Source organism: Streptomyces xanthophaeus (assembly GCF_030440515.1).
Lineage (GTDB): Bacteria > Actinomycetota > Actinomycetes > Streptomycetales > Streptomycetaceae > Streptomyces > Streptomyces kutzneri.
The window spans coordinates 5,725,828-5,746,181 of the sequence record NZ_CP076543.1; the positions used below are offsets into that span (position 1 = coordinate 5,725,828).

General features: G+C 72.0%; 14 protein-coding genes. 8 read left to right on the forward strand and 6 right to left on the reverse strand.

The window, feature by feature from the left end; translation table 11 throughout:
- Positions 1-39: 39 nt before the first annotated feature.
- Entirely contained in the window at positions 40-2,565 is a 2,526-nt protein-coding gene (locus KO717_RS25520) for a PIG-L family deacetylase (RefSeq protein ID WP_301371559.1), read from the reverse strand.
- A 231-nt stretch (positions 2,566-2,796) separates the two neighbouring features.
- Between KO717_RS25520 and KO717_RS25525 the strand changes: the two genes are divergently transcribed.
- The 5 genes from KO717_RS25525 to KO717_RS25545 all read left to right on the forward strand — a co-directional run bounded on the left by KO717_RS25525 (position 2,797) and on the right by KO717_RS25545 (position 8,736).
- On the forward strand, positions 2,797-5,784 hold the full coding sequence (locus KO717_RS25525) for a bifunctional [glutamine synthetase] adenylyltransferase/[glutamine synthetase]-adenylyl-L-tyrosine phosphorylase (RefSeq protein ID WP_301371560.1): 2,988 nt from the start codon (positions 2,797-2,799) through the stop codon (positions 5,782-5,784).
- 104 nt (positions 5,785-5,888) lie between these two features.
- Positions 5,889-6,410: a hypothetical protein gene (locus KO717_RS25530; protein ID WP_301371561.1), complete on the forward strand. Its 522-nt coding sequence runs from the start codon at positions 5,889-5,891 to the stop codon at positions 6,408-6,410.
- A gap of 30 nt (positions 6,411-6,440) precedes the next feature.
- Positions 6,441-7,748: a hypothetical protein gene (locus tag KO717_RS25535; RefSeq protein ID WP_301371562.1), complete on the forward strand. Its 1,308-nt coding sequence runs from the start codon at positions 6,441-6,443 to the stop codon at positions 7,746-7,748.
- Between the two features lie 29 nt (positions 7,749-7,777).
- On the forward strand, positions 7,778-8,272 hold the full coding sequence (locus KO717_RS25540; RefSeq protein WP_301371563.1) for a hypothetical protein: 495 nt from the start codon (positions 7,778-7,780) through the stop codon (positions 8,270-8,272).
- Positions 8,273-8,274: 2 nt separating this feature from the next.
- A complete protein-coding gene (locus KO717_RS25545; protein ID WP_301371564.1) occupies positions 8,275-8,736 on the forward strand; it encodes a hypothetical protein in 462 nt (153 codons plus the stop codon).
- Positions 8,737-8,805: 69 nt separating this feature from the next.
- Here the strand turns inward: KO717_RS25545 and KO717_RS25550 are convergent, their stop codons facing one another.
- The 3 genes from KO717_RS25550 to KO717_RS25560 form a co-directional block, all read right to left on the reverse strand.
- Positions 8,806-9,588: a CAP domain-containing protein gene (locus KO717_RS25550; protein ID WP_301371565.1), complete on the reverse strand. Its 783-nt coding sequence runs from the start codon at positions 9,586-9,588 to the stop codon at positions 8,806-8,808.
- Between the two features lie 475 nt (positions 9,589-10,063).
- Positions 10,064-10,339 (reverse strand): hypothetical protein, encoded by a 276-nt coding sequence (locus KO717_RS25555; protein ID WP_301371566.1) that lies wholly within the window; start codon positions 10,337-10,339, stop codon positions 10,064-10,066.
- A gap of 372 nt (positions 10,340-10,711) precedes the next feature.
- Positions 10,712-14,971 (reverse strand): WD40 repeat domain-containing protein, encoded by a 4,260-nt coding sequence (locus KO717_RS25560; RefSeq protein ID WP_301371567.1) that lies wholly within the window; start codon positions 14,969-14,971, stop codon positions 10,712-10,714.
- A 251-nt stretch (positions 14,972-15,222) separates the two neighbouring features.
- Between KO717_RS25560 and KO717_RS25565 the strand changes: the two genes are divergently transcribed.
- From KO717_RS25565 to KO717_RS25575, 3 genes are all read left to right on the forward strand, one after another.
- Entirely contained in the window at positions 15,223-15,501 is a 279-nt protein-coding gene (locus KO717_RS25565; protein ID WP_301371568.1) for a hypothetical protein, read from the forward strand.
- Between the two features lie 236 nt (positions 15,502-15,737).
- Positions 15,738-17,807, forward strand: coding sequence for a phosphocholine-specific phospholipase C (locus KO717_RS25570; protein WP_301371569.1), 2,070 nt, complete (start codon positions 15,738-15,740; stop codon positions 17,805-17,807).
- 96 nt (positions 17,808-17,903) lie between these two features.
- On the forward strand, positions 17,904-18,335 hold the full coding sequence (locus KO717_RS25575) for a GNAT family N-acetyltransferase (RefSeq protein ID WP_301371570.1): 432 nt from the start codon (positions 17,904-17,906) through the stop codon (positions 18,333-18,335).
- Between the two features lie 2 nt (positions 18,336-18,337).
- Here the strand turns inward: KO717_RS25575 and KO717_RS25580 are convergent, their stop codons facing one another.
- On the reverse strand, positions 18,338-19,228 hold the full coding sequence (locus tag KO717_RS25580; RefSeq protein WP_301371571.1) for a phosphatase PAP2 family protein: 891 nt from the start codon (positions 19,226-19,228) through the stop codon (positions 18,338-18,340).
- Positions 19,229-19,320: 92 nt separating this feature from the next.
- Positions 19,321-20,340 carry a DUF389 domain-containing protein gene (locus KO717_RS25585; RefSeq protein ID WP_301371572.1) on the reverse strand — a complete coding sequence of 340 codons (1,020 nt, stop codon included), beginning with the start codon at positions 20,338-20,340 and terminating at the stop codon, positions 19,321-19,323.
- Positions 20,341-20,354 lie beyond the last annotated feature (14 nt).

The window sequence follows — 20,354 nt, forward strand, 5'->3', positions numbered from 1 at the left end:
GTGCTTTTCCGGAACAAAATACGGACGTTGTTCGTCCGCCTACGGCGATGCGGGCGCGTTGCGCGGGCCCACCGGCTGCCACGGCGCGAGGTGCGCGTTCGGCGCGTCGGCCGAGGAGGTCACGTACAGCCGCGCGTCGAGCCCCACCACCGCCAGGCTGACCAGGCTCTTGCCGGTCATCGTGGAGGAGGGCGCGCCGACGAACATCAGCGGGGACCGTTCCCACGGCCGCCCCGACCCGGCTTCCGAGCCCAGTTGGCCGCCCGCGGTACGGCCCGCCAGCAGGTGCCCGCTCGCCGTCACCGAGCCGAAGCCCTGGAGGCCGCCGAGGTCGGTCATCTGGCTCACCTTCAGCCCGCCCTCACCCGTGATCAGGGCGGTACGGACATTGCCGGAGCCGGGCTTGCGGAACCACAGCCGCACCCCGCCCTCGCGGCCGTCCGCCGTCAGCGGGAGCGTGGTGTCCGGCAGCCCGGTGGCCGTGACCTGGCCCAGCGGGGCGCCCGGCTTCGGCTGCACCCAGCCCACCACCGACTTGGAGGTGGCGGAGAACACCATGCGGCGCCCGGCGCCGTCGGTCGCGGTGGCCGGGGACCCGTGCAGGTCGGTGCCGCCGTACTTCTCCCAGGGGCCCCAGCTGCCGTCCGCCCGCTGCACCCGGCCGCGCAGGCTGTACGCGCCGTCGCGGACGTACACCGCCAACTGCCCGGTGCCGTCGACCGATACGGCCGGCGCGCTGATGTCGGAGGTCCAGGTCTCGTCCGCGGTCTCGGGGGTGCCGAGCGACTGCCACTCCGTGAACTCCTCGGCCCCCGGCTGCTTCTGGACGACGTAGACGACCTCGCGCTTGTAGTCGGTGGGCTTCGCGCCGAAGGAGGTGCGGGTGCCGAAGGCGGCTATCCGGCCGTCCGCCAGGGTCACGGTGCTCACGCCCGGGTCCATGCCGGTGCCGGGGAGCAGGTCCGGGCCCTTCCAGCGGCCGACGAGGCCGGGCCGGTGCCAGAGCGCCACCTGGCCGTCGAGCACCTTGAAGGCCCACAGGCCGTGCTCGGGATCGGAGGTCAGCCAGCTGGTGCTGGTGCCGCGGGTGTAGTTGATGGAGTCCGACCAGCGGTTGCCGCCCGGCTGGTCGGAGACCTTGAGGTCGCCGCAGCCGGCGGGGCTGTTGCAGTGGTTCTGCCGGTCGAGCCAGGCGTAGGTGCCCAGGATGTCCAGCTTCTCCCTGGCCTCGTCCGGGTCCAGGGTGCTGGGGAGCGAGCCGTTTATGTAGCCGGAGTAGTTCTGCACCGCGAAGTGCGGGCGGTCCGTGACGTCCTTGGCGTAGGCGGTGGTGGCCAGCTGCACGAACCGGGCGCCGTAGAAGTGGTCCTGGTGGTCGGTGTAGCGCTTGGTGTCGGGATGCCGGCCGGGGGTCGGGTCCTGGGAGCGGACGGTGGTCGGCCGGTACTGCTCCAGGATGCCCACGAGGGTCTGGACGACCTGGTCCTTGGAGTACGAGAACTTCTCCTTGACCGGGGTGCCGGACGCGAGCATGGAGTCCAGGCGGGGAACCTTGCCGTCCCACAGGCCGTGCAGGCTGTCCGGGACGTTGTCGTAGACGGAGCCGGCCTCGCGCAGCTGCAACCAGACGAGGTTGACCTGGGGCTTGGCGACGAGGACGTCGATCTCGGCGTGGCCGCCGCCCTTGGTCGGGACGACGGTGCGGGTCCAGGGGCTGCCGCGGTCGCCGGTGGCCATCTTGGCGTAGGCGGCGCGGATGCCGTTCTGGCGGGCCTCGGCGTAGGCGGGCTTGTCGGGCTTGGTGGTGGCCGCCTTGGCGGCGCCGGCGTTGATGCCGTCGGCCTCGCCGGAGGTCAGGTAGACCGAGGTGACGGGGTGGCCGGCGGATATGGAGTACCGCAGGTCCGGGTTCATGAAGTACAGGTCGTCGTCGGGATGCGCGATGACCTGGAGCACCCGGCCGGGGTCGGGCGGCTCAGGGGCGGGGGTGGGGGTGCCGGCCGCCTTGTCGGGGACGGTGGGGGAGCCGAGGCGGTCGAGGAGTTCGTTGCCCCGGAGCAGGAGAAGGCTCCCGGCGGCGGTGACCACGCAGAAGGCGACGACCTTGACGAGGCCGGCCCGGCGGCGGCGACGGGACCCGCTGCGGGCTCCGCCCTTGCCGCGTGCCCCGCCCTTGCCGCGGGCGAGGCGGCGCGCCCGCCGGCGGCTGTCGGTGGCGGTGGATCCGGTGGATTCGGGGGCTTCGGCCTCGGGGGCCTCGGCATCGGCGGGCGGGTCGACAGGTTCGGCCCCGTCGGCCAAGTCCACCTGGGGCAGGGCCTGCTGGATCTGCTGGACCTGCTGGACCTGCTGGACCTGCTGGACCTGCTGGACCTGCTGGACCTGCTGGGGCGGGTGCGCGTACGCGTGCTGCTGCTGTTGCGGGGGCCCCTGGTACGGCTGTTGTGCCGGATACCGCTGGTGCTCCTGGTACCCCTCATACCCCTGGAGTCCCTCGTACCCCTCGTGCCCCTGATACCCCTCGTGTCCCTGGTACCCCTGCGGGCCCTGCCAGGAGTCGGACATGAGACTCCTTCCGGCAGGACGGCGGGGTGTACCCCGAAGACACGATGAATAATCCGATGATCCGAGAATCATTGGCATCGTAAGTGCCTCAGGTCGAACATTTGATCCGGACACGCCCAAACCTGCGCCGCGGCCCGGGCGTCCGCCGACCGGTCCCAGGGCCTAGGCTCAGGAGCAGGGCCCGCCAGGGCAGCGCAGGCAGTGGCAGCGACAACCGCGGGAGGCGGCGGGATGACGGTCCCGGGACGCAGGAGCAGCACCTTCATCCGGCTGCTCCGCAGCGGCTTCACCGACCCCTCCGCCGCCGCCCGGCTGCTCGACGCCGACGCGCTCGCGGCCGTACGCGCCGATCCCGTGCTCCTCGACGCCCTCGGCGCGACCGCCGACCCCGACCTCGCCCTCCTCGGCCTCGTCCGGCTCGCCGAGGCCCAGCCGGACGGCGAGCTGCCCGGGCTCCTCGACACCCTCGTCAGCGCCAAGCCGCTACGCGACCGGCTGCTCGGCGTGCTCGGCGCCTCCGAGGCCCTCGGCGACCACCTCGCCCGCCACCCCCGCGACTGGCTCGGCCTCATCACCTACGAGGCCGCCGACCTGCACCCCGGACTCCCCGAGTTCGAGCTCGGCCTCGCCGACGCGCACGACCCCGTCGGCCTGCGCGTCGCCTACCGCCGCTGCCTGCTCTCCATCGCCGCCCGCGACGTCTGCGGCACCATCGACGTCGCCCAGACCGCCGCCGAGCTCGCCGACCTCGCCACCGCCACCCTCCGCGCGGCCCTGCGGATCGCCTCCGCCGCCGCCCCCGAGGACGCCGCCCTGTGCCGTCTCGCCGTCATCGCGATGGGCAAGTGCGGCGGCAACGAGCTGAACTACGTGTCCGACGTCGACGTCATCTTCGTCGGCGACTCGGTCCCCGGCGCAGACGAGGGCAAGGCCCTCCAGGCCGCCACCCGCCTCGCCTCCCACCTCATGCGGATCTGCTCGGAGACCACCGTCGAGGGCACCATCTGGCCCGTCGACGCCAACCTCCGCCCCGAAGGCCGCAACGGCCCCCTCGTCCGCACCCTCGCCTCCCACCTGGCCTACTACCAGCGCTGGGCCAAGACATGGGAGTTCCAGGCCCTCCTCAAGGCCCGCGCGGTGGCCGGCGACGAGGCCCTGGGCGCCGAATACATCGCCGCCATAAGCCCGCTGGTCTGGCAGGCCGCCGAACGTGAGAACTTCGTCGCCGACGTCCAGAAGATGCGCCGCCGCGTCGTCGACAACATCCCAGCCGCCCAGGTCGACCGCGAGCTGAAACTCGGCCCCGGCGGCCTGCGCGACGTCGAGTTCGCCGTCCAGCTGCTCCAGCTCGTCCACGGCCGCAGCGACGCCACCCTGCACTCCGGCACCACCCTCGACGCCCTGCACGCCCTCGCCGCCGGCGGCTACGTCGGCCGCGCCGACGCCGCCCAACTGCACGACGCGTACCGTTTCCTGCGCGCCATGGAGCACCGCATCCAGCTCTACCGGCTGCGCCGCACCCACCTCGTCCCCGAGGACGAGAACGACCTGCGGCGCCTCGGCCGCTCCATGGGCCTGCGCACCGAACCCGTCGCCGAACTCAACAAGGCCTGGCGCCGGCACGCCTCCGTCGTACGCCGCCTGCACGAGAAGCTCTTCTACCGGCCGCTGCTCGACGCCGTCGCCCAGCTCACCCCGGGCGAGACCCGGCTCTCCCCGCGCGCCGCCGGCCAGCGCCTCGAAGCCCTCGGCTACGCCGACCCGGCCTCGGCCCTGCGCCACCTCGAAGCCCTCGCCTCCGGCGTCACCCGCAAGGCCGCCATCCAGCGCACCCTGCTGCCGGTGATGCTCGGCTGGTTCGCCGAGTCCGCCGACCCGGACGCCGGCCTGCTGAACTTCCGCAAGGTCTCCGACGCCCTCGGCAAGACCCCCTGGTACCTGCGCCTGCTGCGCGACGAGGGCGCCGCCGCCGAGAACCTCGCCCGCGTCCTGTCCGCCGGGCGCCTCGCCCCCGACCTGCTGATGCGCGCCCCCGAGGCCGTGGCCCTGCTCGGCGACCCCGAAGGCCTGCAGCCCCGTACGCACGAGGCCCTGGAGCAGGAGGTCCTCGCCGCCGTCGGCCGCGCCGAGAACCCGGAGGCCGCCGTCGCCGCCGCCCGCGGCGTGCGCCGTCGCGAGCTGTTCCGCACCACCGCGGCCGACATCATCGGCTCGTACGGTACGGAGGACAACCCGGCCGAGGAGGACCACGGCGCCCTCGTCGACCGGGTCGGCGGGGCCGTTTCCGACCTCACCGCCGCCACCATCGCCGGGGCCCTGCGCGCCGCCGTCCACAGCCACTACGGCGATACGCTGCCCACCCGCTTCGCCGTCATCGGCGTCGGCCGCTTCGGCGGACACGAACTCGGCTACGGCTCCGACGCCGACGTCCTGTTCGTCCACGAACCCCGCGAGGGCGTCGACGAACAGGAGGCCGCCAAGGCCGCCCAGACCGTCATCGCCGAGATGCGCAGGCTGCTCCAGCTGCCCACCACCGACCCGCCGCTGCTCATCGACGCCGACCTGCGCCCCGAGGGCCGCTCCGGCCCGCTGGTGCGCACGCTGGCCTCCTACGCCGCCTACTACCGGCGCTGGTCCCTGACCTGGGAGAGCCAGGCCCTGCTGCGCGCCGAACCGGTGGCGGGCGACGCCGACATCGGCGCCCGCTTCATCGAGCTGATCGATCCGCTGCGTTACCCGATGGAGGGGCTCGGCGAGGACGCCGTGCGCGAGATCCGCCGGCTCAAGGCCCGCATGGAGTCGGAGCGGATGCCGCGCGGGGCCGACCCGACCCTGCACACCAAGCTCGGCCGCGGCGGCCTCAGCGACGTCGAGTGGACCGTCCAGCTGATCCAGATGCGGCACGCCTGGGCCGAACCGGGCCTGCGTACCACCCGTACCCGCGAGGCCCTGGCGGCCGCCCACGCGGCCGGGCTGATCCCGACCGAGGAGGCGCAGATCCTGGACGAGGCCTGGGTGCTGGCGACCCGGGTCCGCAACGCCGTGATGCTGGTCCGCGGGCGCGCCGGGGACACCTTCCCCACCGAGGCCCGGGAACTCGCGGCCGTGGGCCGCTACCTCGGATACGCCGAGGGCACGGTCGGGGAGTTGCTGGACGACTACCGCCGCATCACCCGCCGGGCCCGGGCGGTCGTGGACGAACTCTTCTACGGCGCGTAGACGGGAGCTGCGGCCGGGCCGGGACGGGCCTCCCGACCGGCCAACTCTGGCCTATGGCTTCGCGATTTGCATATGATCACCCTCAACTACGGGGAGGCGTGACCATGTCAGATGATCTCGGCCAGGTGGACATGCGGTTGAACAGCGGGCCGCCGGTGGGTCCGTACGCTCCGGGGGTCACCCCGGTCACCCCGGTCGCCCCGGTGTCGCCCGGTCCGTACGCTCCGGGCGTCACCGCGCCGCCGTCGGTGGTCCCCTACGCTCCGGGAGTCACCCCGCCGTCGTCGGGCCTGTTCACTCCGGGCGGCGCCAAGGACTTCGCCTCGACGCCCGCGGAGAAGAGGGCGGCGGCGAACACGATCGAGAACGAGCTGGAGGACGCCACCAAGAAGGCCGCCGAGCACGCGGACGACGCCACCGGCAACGCCCAGAAGGGCTTCGAGGGCTGGGAGACGGCCGCCGGCCTGAAGAAGGTGGCGGACACGTGGGACCAGCAGGTGAAGACCCTGATGGGCCGCCTCGCCGGGGAAAAGATGCAGCTGCGCAGTGCCTCGGGCTACATCGCAGGCAACGACATCCGTCTGGGTGGCCAGTTCGCGTCGCAGTCGCAACTGCACGGCATGTAGGGGGCTGCGGTGCTGACCTACTACGAAGTCATGACCACGGACCTGGGCCTGCTGACGACGGCCGCCGCCAAGTGGGACGCGATGGCGGGCGAGCTGAAGAAGGTCGAGACCCGCTACGGGGACACCGTCCAGAAGATCACCATGGGGGACAACTGGGTCGGCGTCAGTGCCACGGCGGCGCGGACGAAGTTCACGGCGACCCGCTACGAGTACTCCGCCGCGCAGAACCAGGCCAAGGCGGTGGCGAGCCTGTTGCGGGGCGCCCACGAACAGCTCGTCGACCTCAAGAAGAAGCTGGAGAGCGCCCGCGACGACGCGATCGCCGCCGGCATGACCGTCTCGGAGCAGGGGCGCGTCGCCTTCGACTACTCCAAGCTGACGCCCTCCGAGCGCAGCGCCTACCACCACGACCCCGACGGCCAGGAAGCCGTCCGCACCGCGGTCGGCAAGTGGCAGAAGCACATCGACGACCGGGTCAAGGCCGCTTCCGAGGCCGACCAGCACATCAAGGACGCCCTCGTGGCGGCCGTGTACGACACCAACAGGGATGCCCTGGGCCAGGGCAACGGCCTCGACGAGACCCTCACCGGATTCAACAACTACGCCGAGGGCGACCTGGCGAAGGCCAAGAAGCTCGACGAGACCCAGGTCAGGACGAAGACCGACGGTTTCGATGCCGGAGTGAGCACCACCGGGCCGGGCCAGTACGGCAAGGAGGCCTCGGCCAAGGCCTACGTCGACCTCTTCCACGAGACCGCGAAGGGAGAGGGGAGCCTCGGGCAGTTGAAGCTGTCCGGGATCGCCGACATCTACGAGGGAGCCCGGGCCACCGCGAACGTCGGCATCACCGACAAGGGTCTGGTCGGCAAGGCCGAGGCGTCCGCGGGAATCCGGGCACTGGCCGAGGGCCGGGCCGGAGGCGAGTACCAGAGCGCCTACGGGCGGGCCGAGGGATTCGTCGGTGGCGAGGCCGGGGTCAACGCGAAGGCGACCAAGGAGGAATTCACCGTCGGCGCGAAGGCGTTCGCCGGGGCCAAGGGCAGCCTCACCGGAGGCGTGGAGTCCGGCGGCATCGGCGTCGGCCTGACCGCCGAAGGATGGGCGGGCCCCGGTGCCGAGGCCTGGTGGGGCTACAAGAAGGACGAAACGACGGGGGTCTACAAGCTCGGCGGCAAGGCCGGCGCCTCGCCCCTCCTCGGCGGCTCCATAGGCCTGGAGATCACCGTCGATCCTGAGAAGGTGGCCAAGACCGCCGGCGACATGGCCGACGCGGTGGGCGATACGGCGCACGCGGTCGGCGACGCCGCGGGCGACTTCAAGGACTGGCTGCTCGACTGATGTCCGATTCCATGGAAGGAGGGCCCCGGATGCCCACGACACTGCCGGTGCCGATCGATTTCCGGCTGCCCGAGGGCTGGCTCCCGGCCCGTCCGGAGGGGTTCGACCCCGGCGTGGCCTTCGCCGCGGTGCATCCGCACCCGGACGCCGGGTTCACCGCCAACATCACCGTCGACGGCGGCTTCCCGAAGGACGGGGTGACCCTGGCCGAGATCGCCGACGCGTCGGTCGAGCACCTGCGCACGTTCGCCGAGTCGGTGGAGGTGGTCCACCGCCGCGAGGCCGGTTCCGAGGACGCGCCCGCCCTGACCCAGCGGCTGAGCTTCTCGGCCGTGGCCGACGGCGCCGGCCACGAGCTCGTCCAGTCCCAGGTGTACCTGTCCCTCGTGGACACCGGGGACCCGCACAAGTGGGCGATGATCCGCCTGGCCCTGACCGCCACCGCGGCCCAGCACGACGAAGTCCTGGAACAGTTCCAGGAGTTCGTACGCTCGGTGCGCCCGGACAACGGGGCGAGGGGCTGACGGTGGGTTTCTGGGACAAGCGCACGGGCACCAGGCACCCGGCCCGTGGCGTCACTCCGGGGGCCGCCGAGGAGCTCCGGGACGCGCTGCTCGCGCTGGGGGGCCCGGACGGGCTGTTCGCCGTCCGTGAGGGCACCCCACGGGAACGTGCCGACCTGGTGGTGGAGTGCCGCGTCAGCGAGATGCGCCTGACCCTCAAGACCAGCATGCGACTGGTCCCCGCGAAGCACGAGGTGCGCGTCCTCGAAGAGCGGTGGGAGCCCGCGCTGGAACACTCCGGCGAGCAGTACGGCCGGGGGCCGGGCAAGGCGGTCTACCGGCAGTGGGAGTTCCAGCGGGGCGCCGACGGCCGCCGCCGCAAGGTGGAGACGTTCCGCTTCGACACGGGGCTGATGAAGAACCCCCTGCAGAACACGGTCCTCAGGGCCGGCTGGACCTGGCGCGGAGTGCTGTTCCGGCTGTGACCGGAACGGGCGCAGCGGACCGCGGACCCATGGTGGGTCCGCGGTCCGCCGCACCGGGCGGGCGCGGGGTCAGCGCGCCGTGCCGAAGTCCTGCGTCCAGTAGTAGCCGGGCTGCGCCAGGCCGATACCGATCTCCTTGAAGGAGCAGTTCAGGATGTTCTCCCGGTGGCCCTGGCTGTTCATCCAGCCCTCCATGACCTTCTCGGGCGTGCTGTAGCCGTAGGCGACGTTCTCGCCGTACGTGCTCCAGGTGTACCCGGCGCGGGTGATCCGCGCGCCCGGGTCCGAGCCGTCGGAGCCGGTGTGGGACATGTTGCTGTGGGAGGCCATGTCGGCGCTGTGGTCCTGCGCGGCCTTCGTGAGCTTCGCGTTGAGGGAGACGGCCTGGCATCCGGCCGAGGCGCGCTCCTTGTTCACGAGCGCGAGGACCTGGGCGATCTCGCCGGAGGCCGGCGCTGCGGCCGGCTTCGACGGCGCGGGCGCCTGCGGCTTCGTGGTGGCGACCGGCGGCTTCGGCTTCGGCTGCTGCGCGGGCGGCGTGGTCTCCACGACGGGCGCTGCGGCGGTCTCGGCGGGGCTGCTCGGAGAGGCCTCGGCGGGGCTGCTGCTCGGCGACGTGGCCGGGAGCGGGGCGTCCACGGGCGCCAGGGTGCTCGGAGTGGCCGAGGGCGTGGGCTGCCACTGCCACGGGCGCTGCTGCTGGTGGCTCGCGGTCCGCGTCCAGCCGTTGCCGTTGCCGTTGTCCTGACCGTCGAAGCAGGCCATGGCGGCGGTGGGAACACCCACGAGGGCGAGCGCGCCGACGCCGATGACTATTTTCTTGTAGGACGACTTCTTCCGATGCTTCTGCATGCCTGACCTCATTCAGTGATCGCGAAGCTTCCGGCGCCGGAATCGCAGGGCGCCGAAGAGGCCGCCATTCTTAAAAGCCTCTGAATGGCCTGGCAAGTTTCCGCTGATCACGAGCCTGGGGCGGTCGGCAGGTGGCTTGAAACGGGACCGTGATCGTGCATCATCACGATTTGGTCACTCCCGCAACCGTCTGATGAGTACTCAGAAACGGCTGTGACCTGGCCGGTCGGGGGCGGGTCCACCGGTACCGCACATTCCGTTTCCGACAGAGAGGGGAATGTCAATTCCAAAAGGGACAAATATCGAAATGTCGGCGGGTTAACGCTCCGTCAAGAAAGCCCGGCGCCGACATGTGCACCGTGACGCATATCACTGTTTGCGGCCGTGTGGCCCGGTGGGGCCGAGGCAGCGCGAAGCGCCCGTTCTCCGGCGTACAGCTAGAAAACGGGCGCTTCCGGTATTTCGCGGACACTCCCTAGCGCGGTTCCAGGGCCGCCGACCGGCAGGCACCGTTCGCGGCGCCACCCGGTACTCCGGCCGCGGTCAGGCCGCTCACGCAGCCCTGGAGATCGCCGCTCACGCCCTGCCGGCAGGACGCCGTGACGGCGTCGGTGACCTCGACACCCGTCTGCGCGGCCATGTTCGTGCAGGCGGGGATGTCCGCGTGGGCGGCGGGGGCGACGAGGGCCGCGCCGCCGAGGGCGAGGGTCAGGCCGGTGAGCACACCGGCGATACGGGTCGACGAGCGCATGGGGCACACACCTGCTCTCGGAAGGGGGGGCACGGGCGGCAGCCGAGTTCCTGCTCGGGGGCCACCCGGCAGGCGCTCACCGAGGTCCCGTTGGTGACACCTGCAGCGGTCAGGCCGGCCACGCACTGCTTGTTGTCGCCGGTCAGGCCGACGTAGCAGGCCATGCGGACGGAGTCCGGGCCCCCCGCCCCGCAGCTCGCTCTCGAACTGGTAGCGGGGTGCTGCGCGGCCTGTGCGGGCGCGTGTACCGCCGCAGGCTGCTGCGGGGGCGCGCGCCTCCTTCCACCGTACGACCGGTGGCGCGTCCCCACGACCGGGCGCCCCGGCGTGCGGCAACGGCGGGGATGCGCTGGGTTGCCCGGGGGAGGCCGGTCACGGGGAGTGCGGCCTGCGGCGGAAGACGGCGACGTCGTCGCGGTAGCAGAAGGCGAGGTCGCCGGTGCCGGTGAGAGCGATGGCGGTCGGCTGGCCGAGGAAGATTCTCGTGCCGACCGACCAGGTCCGCATGTCCCACAGCCGCACCGCCGTGTCACGACCGCCGGTGATGGCGACCGGGTTGCCGTCGATCACCGCGCAGGCCACGACCCGCACCCAGTCGCCGTGGCCGGTGAGGGGTTCACCGACGGCTCGGCGGGTGTGCAGGTCCCACATCCTGAGCGTCCCGTCGTCCCCGCCGGTGACGGCGACGGGACGGCCGCCAACCGTCGTGCAGGAGACCGAGCGCACCCAGTCGCCATGGCCGGTGAGGGGTTCGCCGACGGCCCGGCGGGTGTTCAGGTCCCAGATGCGTACGGTTCCGTCGCGTCCGCCGGTGACAGCGACCGGACGGCCGTCGACCACCGTGCAGGCCACCGTGTAGACCCAGCCGTCGTGGCCGGTGAGGGGTTCACCGATGGCCTGGCGGGTGATCAGGTCCCAGATCCGCAAGGTCCCGTGGTGTCCGCCGGTGACGGCGACCGGACGGCCGTCGACCGCCGTGCAGGCCACAGCCCGAATCCGGTCGTTGTGGCCGGTGAGGGGCTTGCCGATGGCTTGGCGGGTGTTCAGGTCCCAGACCCGTACGGTCGTGTCGCGGCCGCCGGTGACGGCGACCGGATTGCCGTCGATCACTGTGCAGGCCACCGCGCGCACCCAGCCGTCGTGGCCGGTGAGGGGTTCGCCGATGGATCTGCCGGTGCCCACGTCCCACACCCGGACGGTCCCGTCGTCCCCGGCGGTGACGGCGACCGCACGATCGTCGACCACCGTGCAGGCCGCCCCGTACACCCAGTCGTCGTGGCCGGTCACGGGATCGCCGACGGTCGGCCGGGTGTTCAGGTCCCAGACCCGTACGGTCCCGTCGCGGCCGCCGGTGACGGCGACCGGGCGATCGTCGATCATCGTGCAGGCCACCGCGTGCACCCAGCCGTCGTGGCTGGCGAGGGGTTCGCCGACGCTGTGGCCGGTGGCGGCGTCCCACATGCGCACCGTCCCGTCGTTTCCACCGGTGACGGCGACCGGACGGCCGTCGATCGTCGTGCAGGCGACAGCGCGAACCCAGTGGTCGTGGCTGGTGATGGGCTCGCCCAGGCCTTGACGGGTGTTCAGCTCCCAGACCCGTGCCGTCCCGTCGTCCCCGCCGGTGACGGCGACCGGACGGCCGTCGATCATCGTGCAGGCCACAGCGCGAACCCAGTAGTCGTAGCTGGTGATCGGTTCGCCCAGGCCCCGGTGGGTGTTCAGGTCCCACGTCTTGAACGTCCCGTCATTCCCGCCGGTGACGGCGACCGGACGGCCGTCGATCGTCGTGCAGGCGACAGCCATCACCCAGCCGTCGTGGGCGGCGATGGGTTCGCCGACGGCCCGGCGGGTGTTCAGGTCCCACGTCCTGAGCGTTCCGTCGTCCCCGCCGGTGACGGCGACCGGACGGCCGTCGATCGTCGTGCAGGCCACTGCCATCACCCAGCCGTCGTGGGCGGTGACGGGTTCGCCGACGGCCCGGCGGGTGCTCAGGTCCCACATTCCGAGCATGCCGTCGTCCCCGCCGGTGACGGCGACCGGGTTGCCGTCGACGACCGTGCAGGCCACCGCGCGCACGGGACCGTCGTGTGCGGTGATGGGCTTGCCGATGACCTGGCCGGAGTTGAGGTGCCAGATCCGTACCGTCCCGTCGTTCCCGCCGGTGACCGAGACAGGACGACCGTCCAGTTCCGTACACGCCACCGCATGCACCGAGCCGTCGTGGCCGGTGAGGGTGTCCCGGAGGGCGGAATTGAAGGTGCTGCCGGTGGCCCAGACGGGCGCCCACTCGCCGGGCGGTATACGGCTCGTGAGGCTGTCGTGGAGTTCGCGGGCGCCCGCACGGGCCGCGTCCAGGGCGAGGGCCTGGCGCCGCAGTTGCGCGGTGGCGTCCCGGTGGAGGTGGACGCTGGTCCGGTACACCGCGGCGGTCAGCCGGGCCGCGTCGCCATGGGCGCGGTGCAGGTACGGGGTGAGGCCGCGCGGCTCGGCGTGGACCAGGTACTCGCTGTCGGCGAGCACCTCGTCGAGGAGCCCGGCCCGGGCTGCGTGGTGGGCGAGGTGGGCCAGGGCGTAGGGGTGGGCCCGGGACCAGTTGGGGGTGGCGTCGACGTGGCCCGGAACGCGGCCGACGAGAACGCGCGCGTACGCCGCGTGCACCGCCTCGGGGTCCGTGCCCTCGCGCAGGTGCTCGGCCATCGCCTCGTGGTAGAGCCGGTAGGCGGAGCGGCCGTTCTCGGTGGCCTCGACGACGTACGAACCGGCCTCGCTACGCAGCCACACGAGGTCGTCGTCCGTATAGGCGCGGCCGGAGATCGCGGTGGCGAGAGGCGCCCAGATGTCCTCCCAGGGCAGGCCCTGGCCTTGGGAGTAGGCCAGCGGCCGCAGCAGGTCGGTCGCGCGCCGGGCGTCGTCGCCGAGGCGTTGGTGGAGGTCCTGGCGCATGGCGTCGCCCGCGTGCCGGGGCAGGGATGCGCGCCAGGCGGGGTCGTCCGCGTCGGGGACGGCCGGGGTCGCGGCGAGGGTTCCGGCCGTGAGACGGGCGATGAGGAAGGAGTGCCCGGCGGCCAGGGCGACGGCCTCCGCGACGGGGCGTACGGCCTGGAGCCGCTCGCGGTAGGGGGAGGCAGGGTGGGCTTCGAGCAGGTTGCGCGCGGCGTAGACGGCCAGGGCTTCGGGGTCGGCGTAGCGCGCGTCGTCGAGGTCGATGGTGTCGGCGGGGCCGATGCCCAGGCGCGGCAGGAGGTAGGGGCGGGTACCGAGAAGCAGGCGGAGGCGGCCGCCGGAGTGCTCGATGAGCGGGCGCAGAACCGAACCGCAGAGGGTGCCGGGGGTGGCGGCTTCGTCGAGGGCGTCGATGAGGACGGTCAGCGGCCGTGCCCGCCGGCCGAGGGCTTCGAGGAGTTCGCCGACGGTCGCGGCCCGGACGCGCGCGGCGGCGCAGACGGCTTCCAGGACCTCGGTGTCGGTCAGGCGCTGGGCGTAGACGGCGGCATCGACCGCGTCGACGTCCAGCAGGTCGGCGGGCAGGTCGAGGGCGTGCAGAGGTACGGTCCGGTGCCGTTCGGGGTGGGTGAGCGTGGCGACCAGACCCAGCACGGCCGTCTTGCCCGAGCCGGGGGCGGCGGTCACCACCCGGCAGACCGTTCTGCTTTCGCCGTCGGCATCGTTGAGCCATGACGCAAGATCGCGGAGGGCGGTGCGGCGGCCGCTGAACCACCACGCTGCCGCCCCGGCCTGGCTGTTGTAGCCCATCGCGCGCACCAGCAGCCGGCTCGTGAACTCCGTCTCCCGCCTCCGGTCCTCCTCGTCGAACGCGGCGGTCCGCTGCAGTGCGAGGTCGACCTCGTTCAGCCGGACGTCGTGGCGGGGGTTGGGGAAGAACGCCGGAGGCTCGCCGTCCAGGCCCACCATCGCCAGGCCGATCCGCTGATGGCCGGGCAGGTCCTTCGAGCCGTTGATGTGCTGCACCACCGCGTTCACCGACAGCGTGTCCGGGCCGTGCCCGGCGACCGACAGGCCGGCGACCGCGTCCTCCAGCAGCTTCGGGAAGACGCCGGTCACGGCCGACTGGTGCGGCTGCGCGGAGGAGACGACCACCAGTCCCGAACCGGAGCTCCTGCCCCAGGTCGCACCGAGACGCTCCAGCGCTGCGGCGGCCATCTGGTTGCCGCCCTGGCCGACGTAACAGGCGTCCAGCAGGAGCAGGACCCGCCGGATCCGGGACCCGCGCAGCACGGCCCGTGTCAGGTCCGCGGTCGGCAGGGCGGTGTAGGTCAGGTCCGCGGGGTCGGTGTCGGCGGTGAGCAGGACGTGTTCCTCGCCGTCGTCGAGGATCTCGCCGTGGCAGGACAGGTAGACCGTCAGGAGGTCGTCCTCCCGGCGCTCCGGCGACGTGCAGAACGCACGCAGGGCGTCGGTCAGTCGGCGCCCGGTGGGGTTGAGCGGCAGCGGGTCGTGGAGGCGGTGGCCGAGCCGGCCGGTGAACAGCTCGACGATTTTGTCGCGGGCCTCCAGCAGACCGGGCCGGTCCCAGTCCCGGTTCTTCGGGTACTCGGCCACCACTGCGGCGATCAGATACCGCCGAGGCCCCTCGCCACCGTCCTCGGAACCGCTCGCGCCAGGCCGGGCCATGACATCCACCCCCGCCCGACGAGAAGGACCGACTCCCTGAGGCTCCACAGTTACCAGGATCGGCAGAGCCCCGGCACGCAAATCCCCAACACCGGCACAGCCGGGCCAGCAGCTGATGCTGCTTCCGTGCAGCGCCTGCATCGCCCGGGGGTGGGGGAGCGGAAGGCGCGTTCGCAGGCGGTAGCTGTTCGCGCAGGCGGTGGGCGAGCAGGGCGGCCGGGGAGTGGATCGCAGCCTGCGGCAGCGCGGCGGTGACGGCGCCCGGCACGAGTCCGCGCTCCAGCCAGACGGCTGCGGCCGCCGCCGCGGCGCCCCTGCTCGGCCGGATCCTGGCGCAGGAGGAACGGCTCGGTCACCCCTTCACGGGCGTACGGATCCTGGCGGACGCGGCCTACGTCCGCACCCTCACCGAGGCCCTGGAACGGATCGCCCCGGGCGCGGGCGGCCCCGTACCGGCGCCCTCGAAGGAGCTCGTACCCGTACCGGCTCCCGCACGAAGACGGTTCCTGCCGTTCAGGCGCCCGGTCTGACATTCCCAAGTGCCTACGAGCACGGCGGCGTTACGGTGAGGGCATGTTCACCGTTCGTCGCGCCGGCCCGTACGACGGGGGCATCCTCCTTCCACGAGCGCGCGTGTCGACCCCTCCTGGCCTGCCGTTCGCCTGACGTACCCGCAGCCGTCATATCCGTCTCGCCCTGCGGTACTCCGGGCACGTTGTTCTGAAGAGCGCTCACGAACCCTCGAACAAAGCAGAGGTCTCTCGCCATGGCAGAACTCAACCGTCGCCGTTTCCTGCAGCTCACCGGCGGCGCCGCCGCCCTGAGCCTGCTCAACGAGAGCATCGCGCGCGCCGCCGCGATCCCCGCGCAGGGGACGACCGGAACCATCGCCGATGTCGAGCACATCGTGGTCCTGATGCAGGAGAACCGTTCCTTCGACCACTACTACGGTGCGCTGCGCGGTGTCCGCGGCTTCGGCGACCCGCGCCCGGTGACCCTGCCCAGCGGAAAGTCCGTCTGGCACCAGGCCGACAACGCGGGCAAGGAGACGCTGCCCTTCCGCCCGCCGTCCGACGACCTGGGCATGGAGTTCCTCCAGGGCCTCAACCACGACTGGGCAGGTGGCCAGAGCGCCTTCAACAAGGGCAAGTACGACAACTGGGTGCCCGCCAAGACGCCCGCCACCATGGCGTACCTGACGCGCGACGACATCCCGTTCCACTACGCCCTCGCCGACACGTTCACCCTCTGCGACGCCTACCACTGCTCCTTCATCGGCTCGACCGACCCCAACCGCTACTACCTCTGGTCCGGCCACACCGGCAACGACGGCACCGGCGGCGGCCCGGTCCTCAACAACGCCGAGGCCGGCTACGGCTGGACCACCTACCCCGAGCGCCTGGAGCAGGCCGGCATCTCGTGGAAGGTCTACCAGGACATCGGCAACGGCCTCGACGCCGCCGGATCCTGGGGCTGGATCGACGACGCCTACCGCGGCAACTACGGCGACAACTCGCTCCTCTACTTCAACAACTACCGCAGCGCCCAGCCCGGCAACCCGCTCTACGACAAGGCCCGCACCGGCACCGACGCCAGGACCGGCGAGGGCTACTTCGACCGGCTGCGCGCCGACGTCGCCGCCGGCACCCTGCCCCAGGTCTCCTGGATCGCCGCCCCCGAGGCCTTCAGCGAGCACTCCAACTGGCCCTCCAACTACGGTGCGTGGTACATCGCGCAGGTGCTGGACGCGCTGACCTCCAACCCCGACGTGTGGGCCCGTACCGCGCTGTTCATCACCTACGACGAGAACGACGGCTTCTTCGACCACGTCGTCCCGCCGTACGCCCCGGCCGACGCCAACCAGGGCCTGTCCACCACACCGACCGCCCTCGACGTCTTCCCCGGCAAGGCCGGATACGTCGCCGGACCGTACGGGCTCGGACCGCGCGTCCCGATGCTCGTCGTCTCGCCGTGGAGCACCGGCGGCTACTCCTGCTCCGAGACCTTCGACCACACCTCCGTGATCCGCTTCATGGAGAAGCGCTTCGGTGTGCACGAGCCCAACATCTCGCCCTGGCGCCGCGCCGTCTGCGGCGACCTGACCTCGGCCTTCGACTTCGCCCGCCGGGACACGGCCACGGTGTCGCTGCCCGACACCGGTTCGTGGGAGCCGCAGGACCGCGAGCGCCACCCCGACTTCCGGGCCACCCCGCCGGCCGTCGGCAGCATGCCGCGGCAGGAGAAGGGCCTGTGCCGTACCCGTCCGCTGAAGTACGCCCCGTACGTCGACGGCGCCGCGCTCACCGGCGAGGGCAAGTTCAAGCTGACCTTCAGCGGCGGCCCGGACCTGGGCGCGCAGTTCTACGTCACCGCGGGCAACCGGACCGACGCCCCCTGGACGTACACCACCGAGGCCGGCAAGTCGATCTCGGACACCTGGAACACCCGCTACTCGGCCGGCGTCACCGACCTGACCGTCCACGGCCCCAACGGCTTCCTGCGCGGCTTCCGCAACCCGGGCACCACCCCCGGCCCCGAGGTCACCGCCCGCCACAACACCACCACGGGCAACCTGGACCTCACCCTCACCAACGCCGGGGCGTCGACCGCGACGCTCACCGTCACCAACGCCTACGGCGGCGGCCCCAAGCGCCTCACGGTCGCCAAGGGCGCCACCGTCACGTACAGCGTCTCCCTGAAGAACACCCGACGCTGGTACGACGTGAAGGTCACCGCGTCCGAGATCGCGGACTTCGGCCGCCGCTTCGCCGGCAAGGTCGAGACCGGCGCGGCCGGCCTGTCGGACCCGGCGATCCTGACGAACCAGGGATCCTGACGAACCAGGGCTCCTGAGCCGACGGCCCCCTGAGCGGACGACCGCGCCCGCTCCCCCGGACTTCTCCGGGGGAGCGGGCGCTGCTTGGATGTCGGGATGAGCGACGACCTTCCCGACGGATACGAGATCTCCACCGACGCCGCCCGACTGGACGTCGGACTCGTCCACCGGTGGCTGTCCGAAGACGCGTACTGGGCGCTCGGGCGCAGCCGGCAGAAGCAGGAGGACGCCATCGCGGGCTCCCTGAACTTCGGCCTCTACGACCAGGCCTCCGGGGACCAGCTCGCGTACGCCCGCGTCGTCACCGACCGGGCCACCTTCGCCTGGCTCTGCGACGTCTACGTCGATCCGGGCGCCCGCGGCAAGGGGCTCGGCGGGGCCCTCGTCGACGCCGTGTGCGCGCACCTGGAGCCGTACGGGCTGCGCCGGGTGCTGCTCGCCACCGCCGACGCGCACGCCGTCTACGCCCGGGCCGGCTTCGAGCCCCTCACCACGCCCGGGAAGTGGATGGCCCTCGGGCAGCAGTAGCCTCAGGCGCGGGTGCGGACCCGGTTCAGCAGTTCCGTGGCCGGGTGCGGGCCCGCGTGCTCGGGGTGGCGGGGCAGGTGGTGGGCGAAGGAGCCGTACCAGGACCGCGAGACCGTGTAGCCGAAGGCCAGGCAGAGCATGCCGCCCACGGCGTCGAGCCAGAAGTGGTTGGCGGTGGCCACGATGACGACGAGGGTCGCCGTCGGGTAGAGCAGGCCCAGGATCCGGGCCCAGGGGGCCGAGGCGACCGCGAAGATCGTCAGGCCGCACCAGAGCGACCACCCTATGTGCATGGACGGCATCGCGGCGTACTGGTTCGACATCTGCTTGAGGTTGCCGGAGGCCATGGAGCCCCAGGTGTGGTGGACCAGCACGGTGTCGACGAAGTTCTGCCCGTTCATCAGCCGCGGCGGCGCGAGCGGGTAGCAGTAGTAGCCGACCAGGGCGACGCCGGTGGTGGCGAAGAGGACCAGACGCGTGGCGGCGTACCGCCCCGGATGGAAACGGTAGATCCAGACCAGCACGCCGATCGTCACGACGAAGTGGAGCGTGGCGTAGTAATAGTTCATGCCCACGATCAGCCACGTCACGGAGTTGACCGCGTGGTTGACCGACTTCTCGACGGCGATGCCGAGGGTCCGCTCGACGCTCCAGATCCAGTCGGCGTTGGCGAGGGCCGCCGCCTTCTGCTCGGGCACCGCGTTGCGGATCAGCGAGTACGTCCAGTAGCTGATCGCGATGAGCAGGACCTCGAACCAGATCCGGGGCCGGCGCGGGGCACGCAACCGGGAGAGCAGGGTGCGCTCGGGCTCCGGGCGGGTCTCGGTCTCGACCACGGTGGGTGATGAGACGTCCGTCCGGGTTTCCAGTGTCTTCACGCTCGATTCACCCATGGGCAGAGTCTGCCAGATGCGTTCCCGCCTCCGATCATCCCTCGGTACGGTCTTCGGCGCAGCCGCTCAGACCTGGGTACTACGTCGCCGCGTCAGTCTCCCGCCTCTCCCACCTTCCCGGCGACGATCTGCTGCCCGCGGGTGGCGTCGACCACGATCGGGACGCCGTCGGGGAGCTGCCCTTCGAGGTCGTCGAGCAGGTCGTCGATCGGCGGGAGACCACCGGGACTGCGCACGTGGACGTAGAAGGTCCTGGACTGCGCGTCGACGCCGGTGACCGCCGCGCCGGGGCTGGCCGAGAGCCAGCGCTCCGCGGCGGTCCAGGTCCGCGAGGTCCACGCGTTCAGCAGGACCGTGGTGACCGTGTTGGCGCCCAGCGGGAGCGCGACCGCGGCGAACAGCAGCCCCAGCATGACGTAGGCCCGGCGGGGCGCCCCGGCCTGCCCGGGGTGTCCGGCGGCCCGGGTGTACCCGAGGGCGGCGAAGACCACCATGCCCGCGAAGACCATGGCGAGGAGGTTGGACACGAAGAGGACCAGCGCGCCCAGCGCGAGCCACCACGACGTCTGGCCGGCGCACACACCCGTCACCACGAGCGGCGGCACCAGGGAGATCGCGATCGCGACCCCCGGCAGGACCGCGGCGACGTCCTTGCGGGACAGCGCCACGGCGCCGGCGAAGCCCGTGGCCAGCGCGGCGATCAGGTCCAGGAGGCCGGGGGAGGTCCGGCTGGAGATCTGACTGTCCGACAGCAGATCGTAGGCGGGTGGCACCACCAGGGAGGCCACCGCGCCGATCGCGAGCACCAGCACACCGCCGAGCGCCACGAAGGCGAGAGCGGTGGAGCGGCGGCGCTGCACGGCGCCGAGGGCGATCCCCATGATCGGAGTGGAGAGCGGAGCGATGATCATCGCGCCGATGACGGTGGCGGTGGAGTCCGTCAGGATCCCGCACGCGGCGATCACGGAGGACAGCGTGAGCATGGTCCAGAAGGCCGACTGCTTCGCCCGGCTGTCGCCCGACGACAGATCGAGATCCTCCTGGAGGTCCTCCAGGGAACGTCGCTTGTGGTCGGGCAGGATCCTGTCGCGCAGCCGGCCGGGCATGGGCATCTGCCCAGTATCGG

Excerpts from the sequence above, each read along its gene's own strand:
- KO717_RS25520 (WP_301371559.1), bottom strand. The coding sequence starts at position 2,565 with ATGTCCGACTCCTGGCAGGGCCCGCAGGGGTACCAGGGACACGAGGGG.
- KO717_RS25525 (WP_301371560.1), top strand. The coding sequence starts at position 2,797 with ATGACGGTCCCGGGACGCAGGAGCAGCACCTTCATCCGGCTGCTCCGC.
- KO717_RS25530 (WP_301371561.1), top strand. The coding sequence starts at position 5,889 with ATGTCAGATGATCTCGGCCAGGTGGACATGCGGTTGAACAGCGGGCCG.
- KO717_RS25535 (WP_301371562.1), top strand. The coding sequence starts at position 6,441 with ATGACCACGGACCTGGGCCTGCTGACGACGGCCGCCGCCAAGTGGGAC.
- KO717_RS25540 (WP_301371563.1), top strand. The coding sequence starts at position 7,778 with ATGCCCACGACACTGCCGGTGCCGATCGATTTCCGGCTGCCCGAGGGC.
- KO717_RS25550 (WP_301371565.1), bottom strand. The coding sequence starts at position 9,588 with ATGCAGAAGCATCGGAAGAAGTCGTCCTACAAGAAAATAGTCATCGGC.
- KO717_RS25555 (WP_301371566.1), bottom strand. The coding sequence starts at position 10,339 with ATGCGCTCGTCGACCCGTATCGCCGGTGTGCTCACCGGCCTGACCCTC.
- KO717_RS25560 (WP_301371567.1), bottom strand. The coding sequence starts at position 14,971 with ATGGCCCGGCCTGGCGCGAGCGGTTCCGAGGACGGTGGCGAGGGGCCT.
- KO717_RS25570 (WP_301371569.1), top strand. The coding sequence starts at position 15,738 with ATGGCAGAACTCAACCGTCGCCGTTTCCTGCAGCTCACCGGCGGCGCC.
- KO717_RS25575 (WP_301371570.1), top strand. The coding sequence starts at position 17,904 with ATGAGCGACGACCTTCCCGACGGATACGAGATCTCCACCGACGCCGCC.
- KO717_RS25580 (WP_301371571.1), bottom strand. The coding sequence starts at position 19,228 with ATGGGTGAATCGAGCGTGAAGACACTGGAAACCCGGACGGACGTCTCA.
- KO717_RS25585 (WP_301371572.1), bottom strand. The coding sequence starts at position 20,340 with ATGCCCATGCCCGGCCGGCTGCGCGACAGGATCCTGCCCGACCACAAG.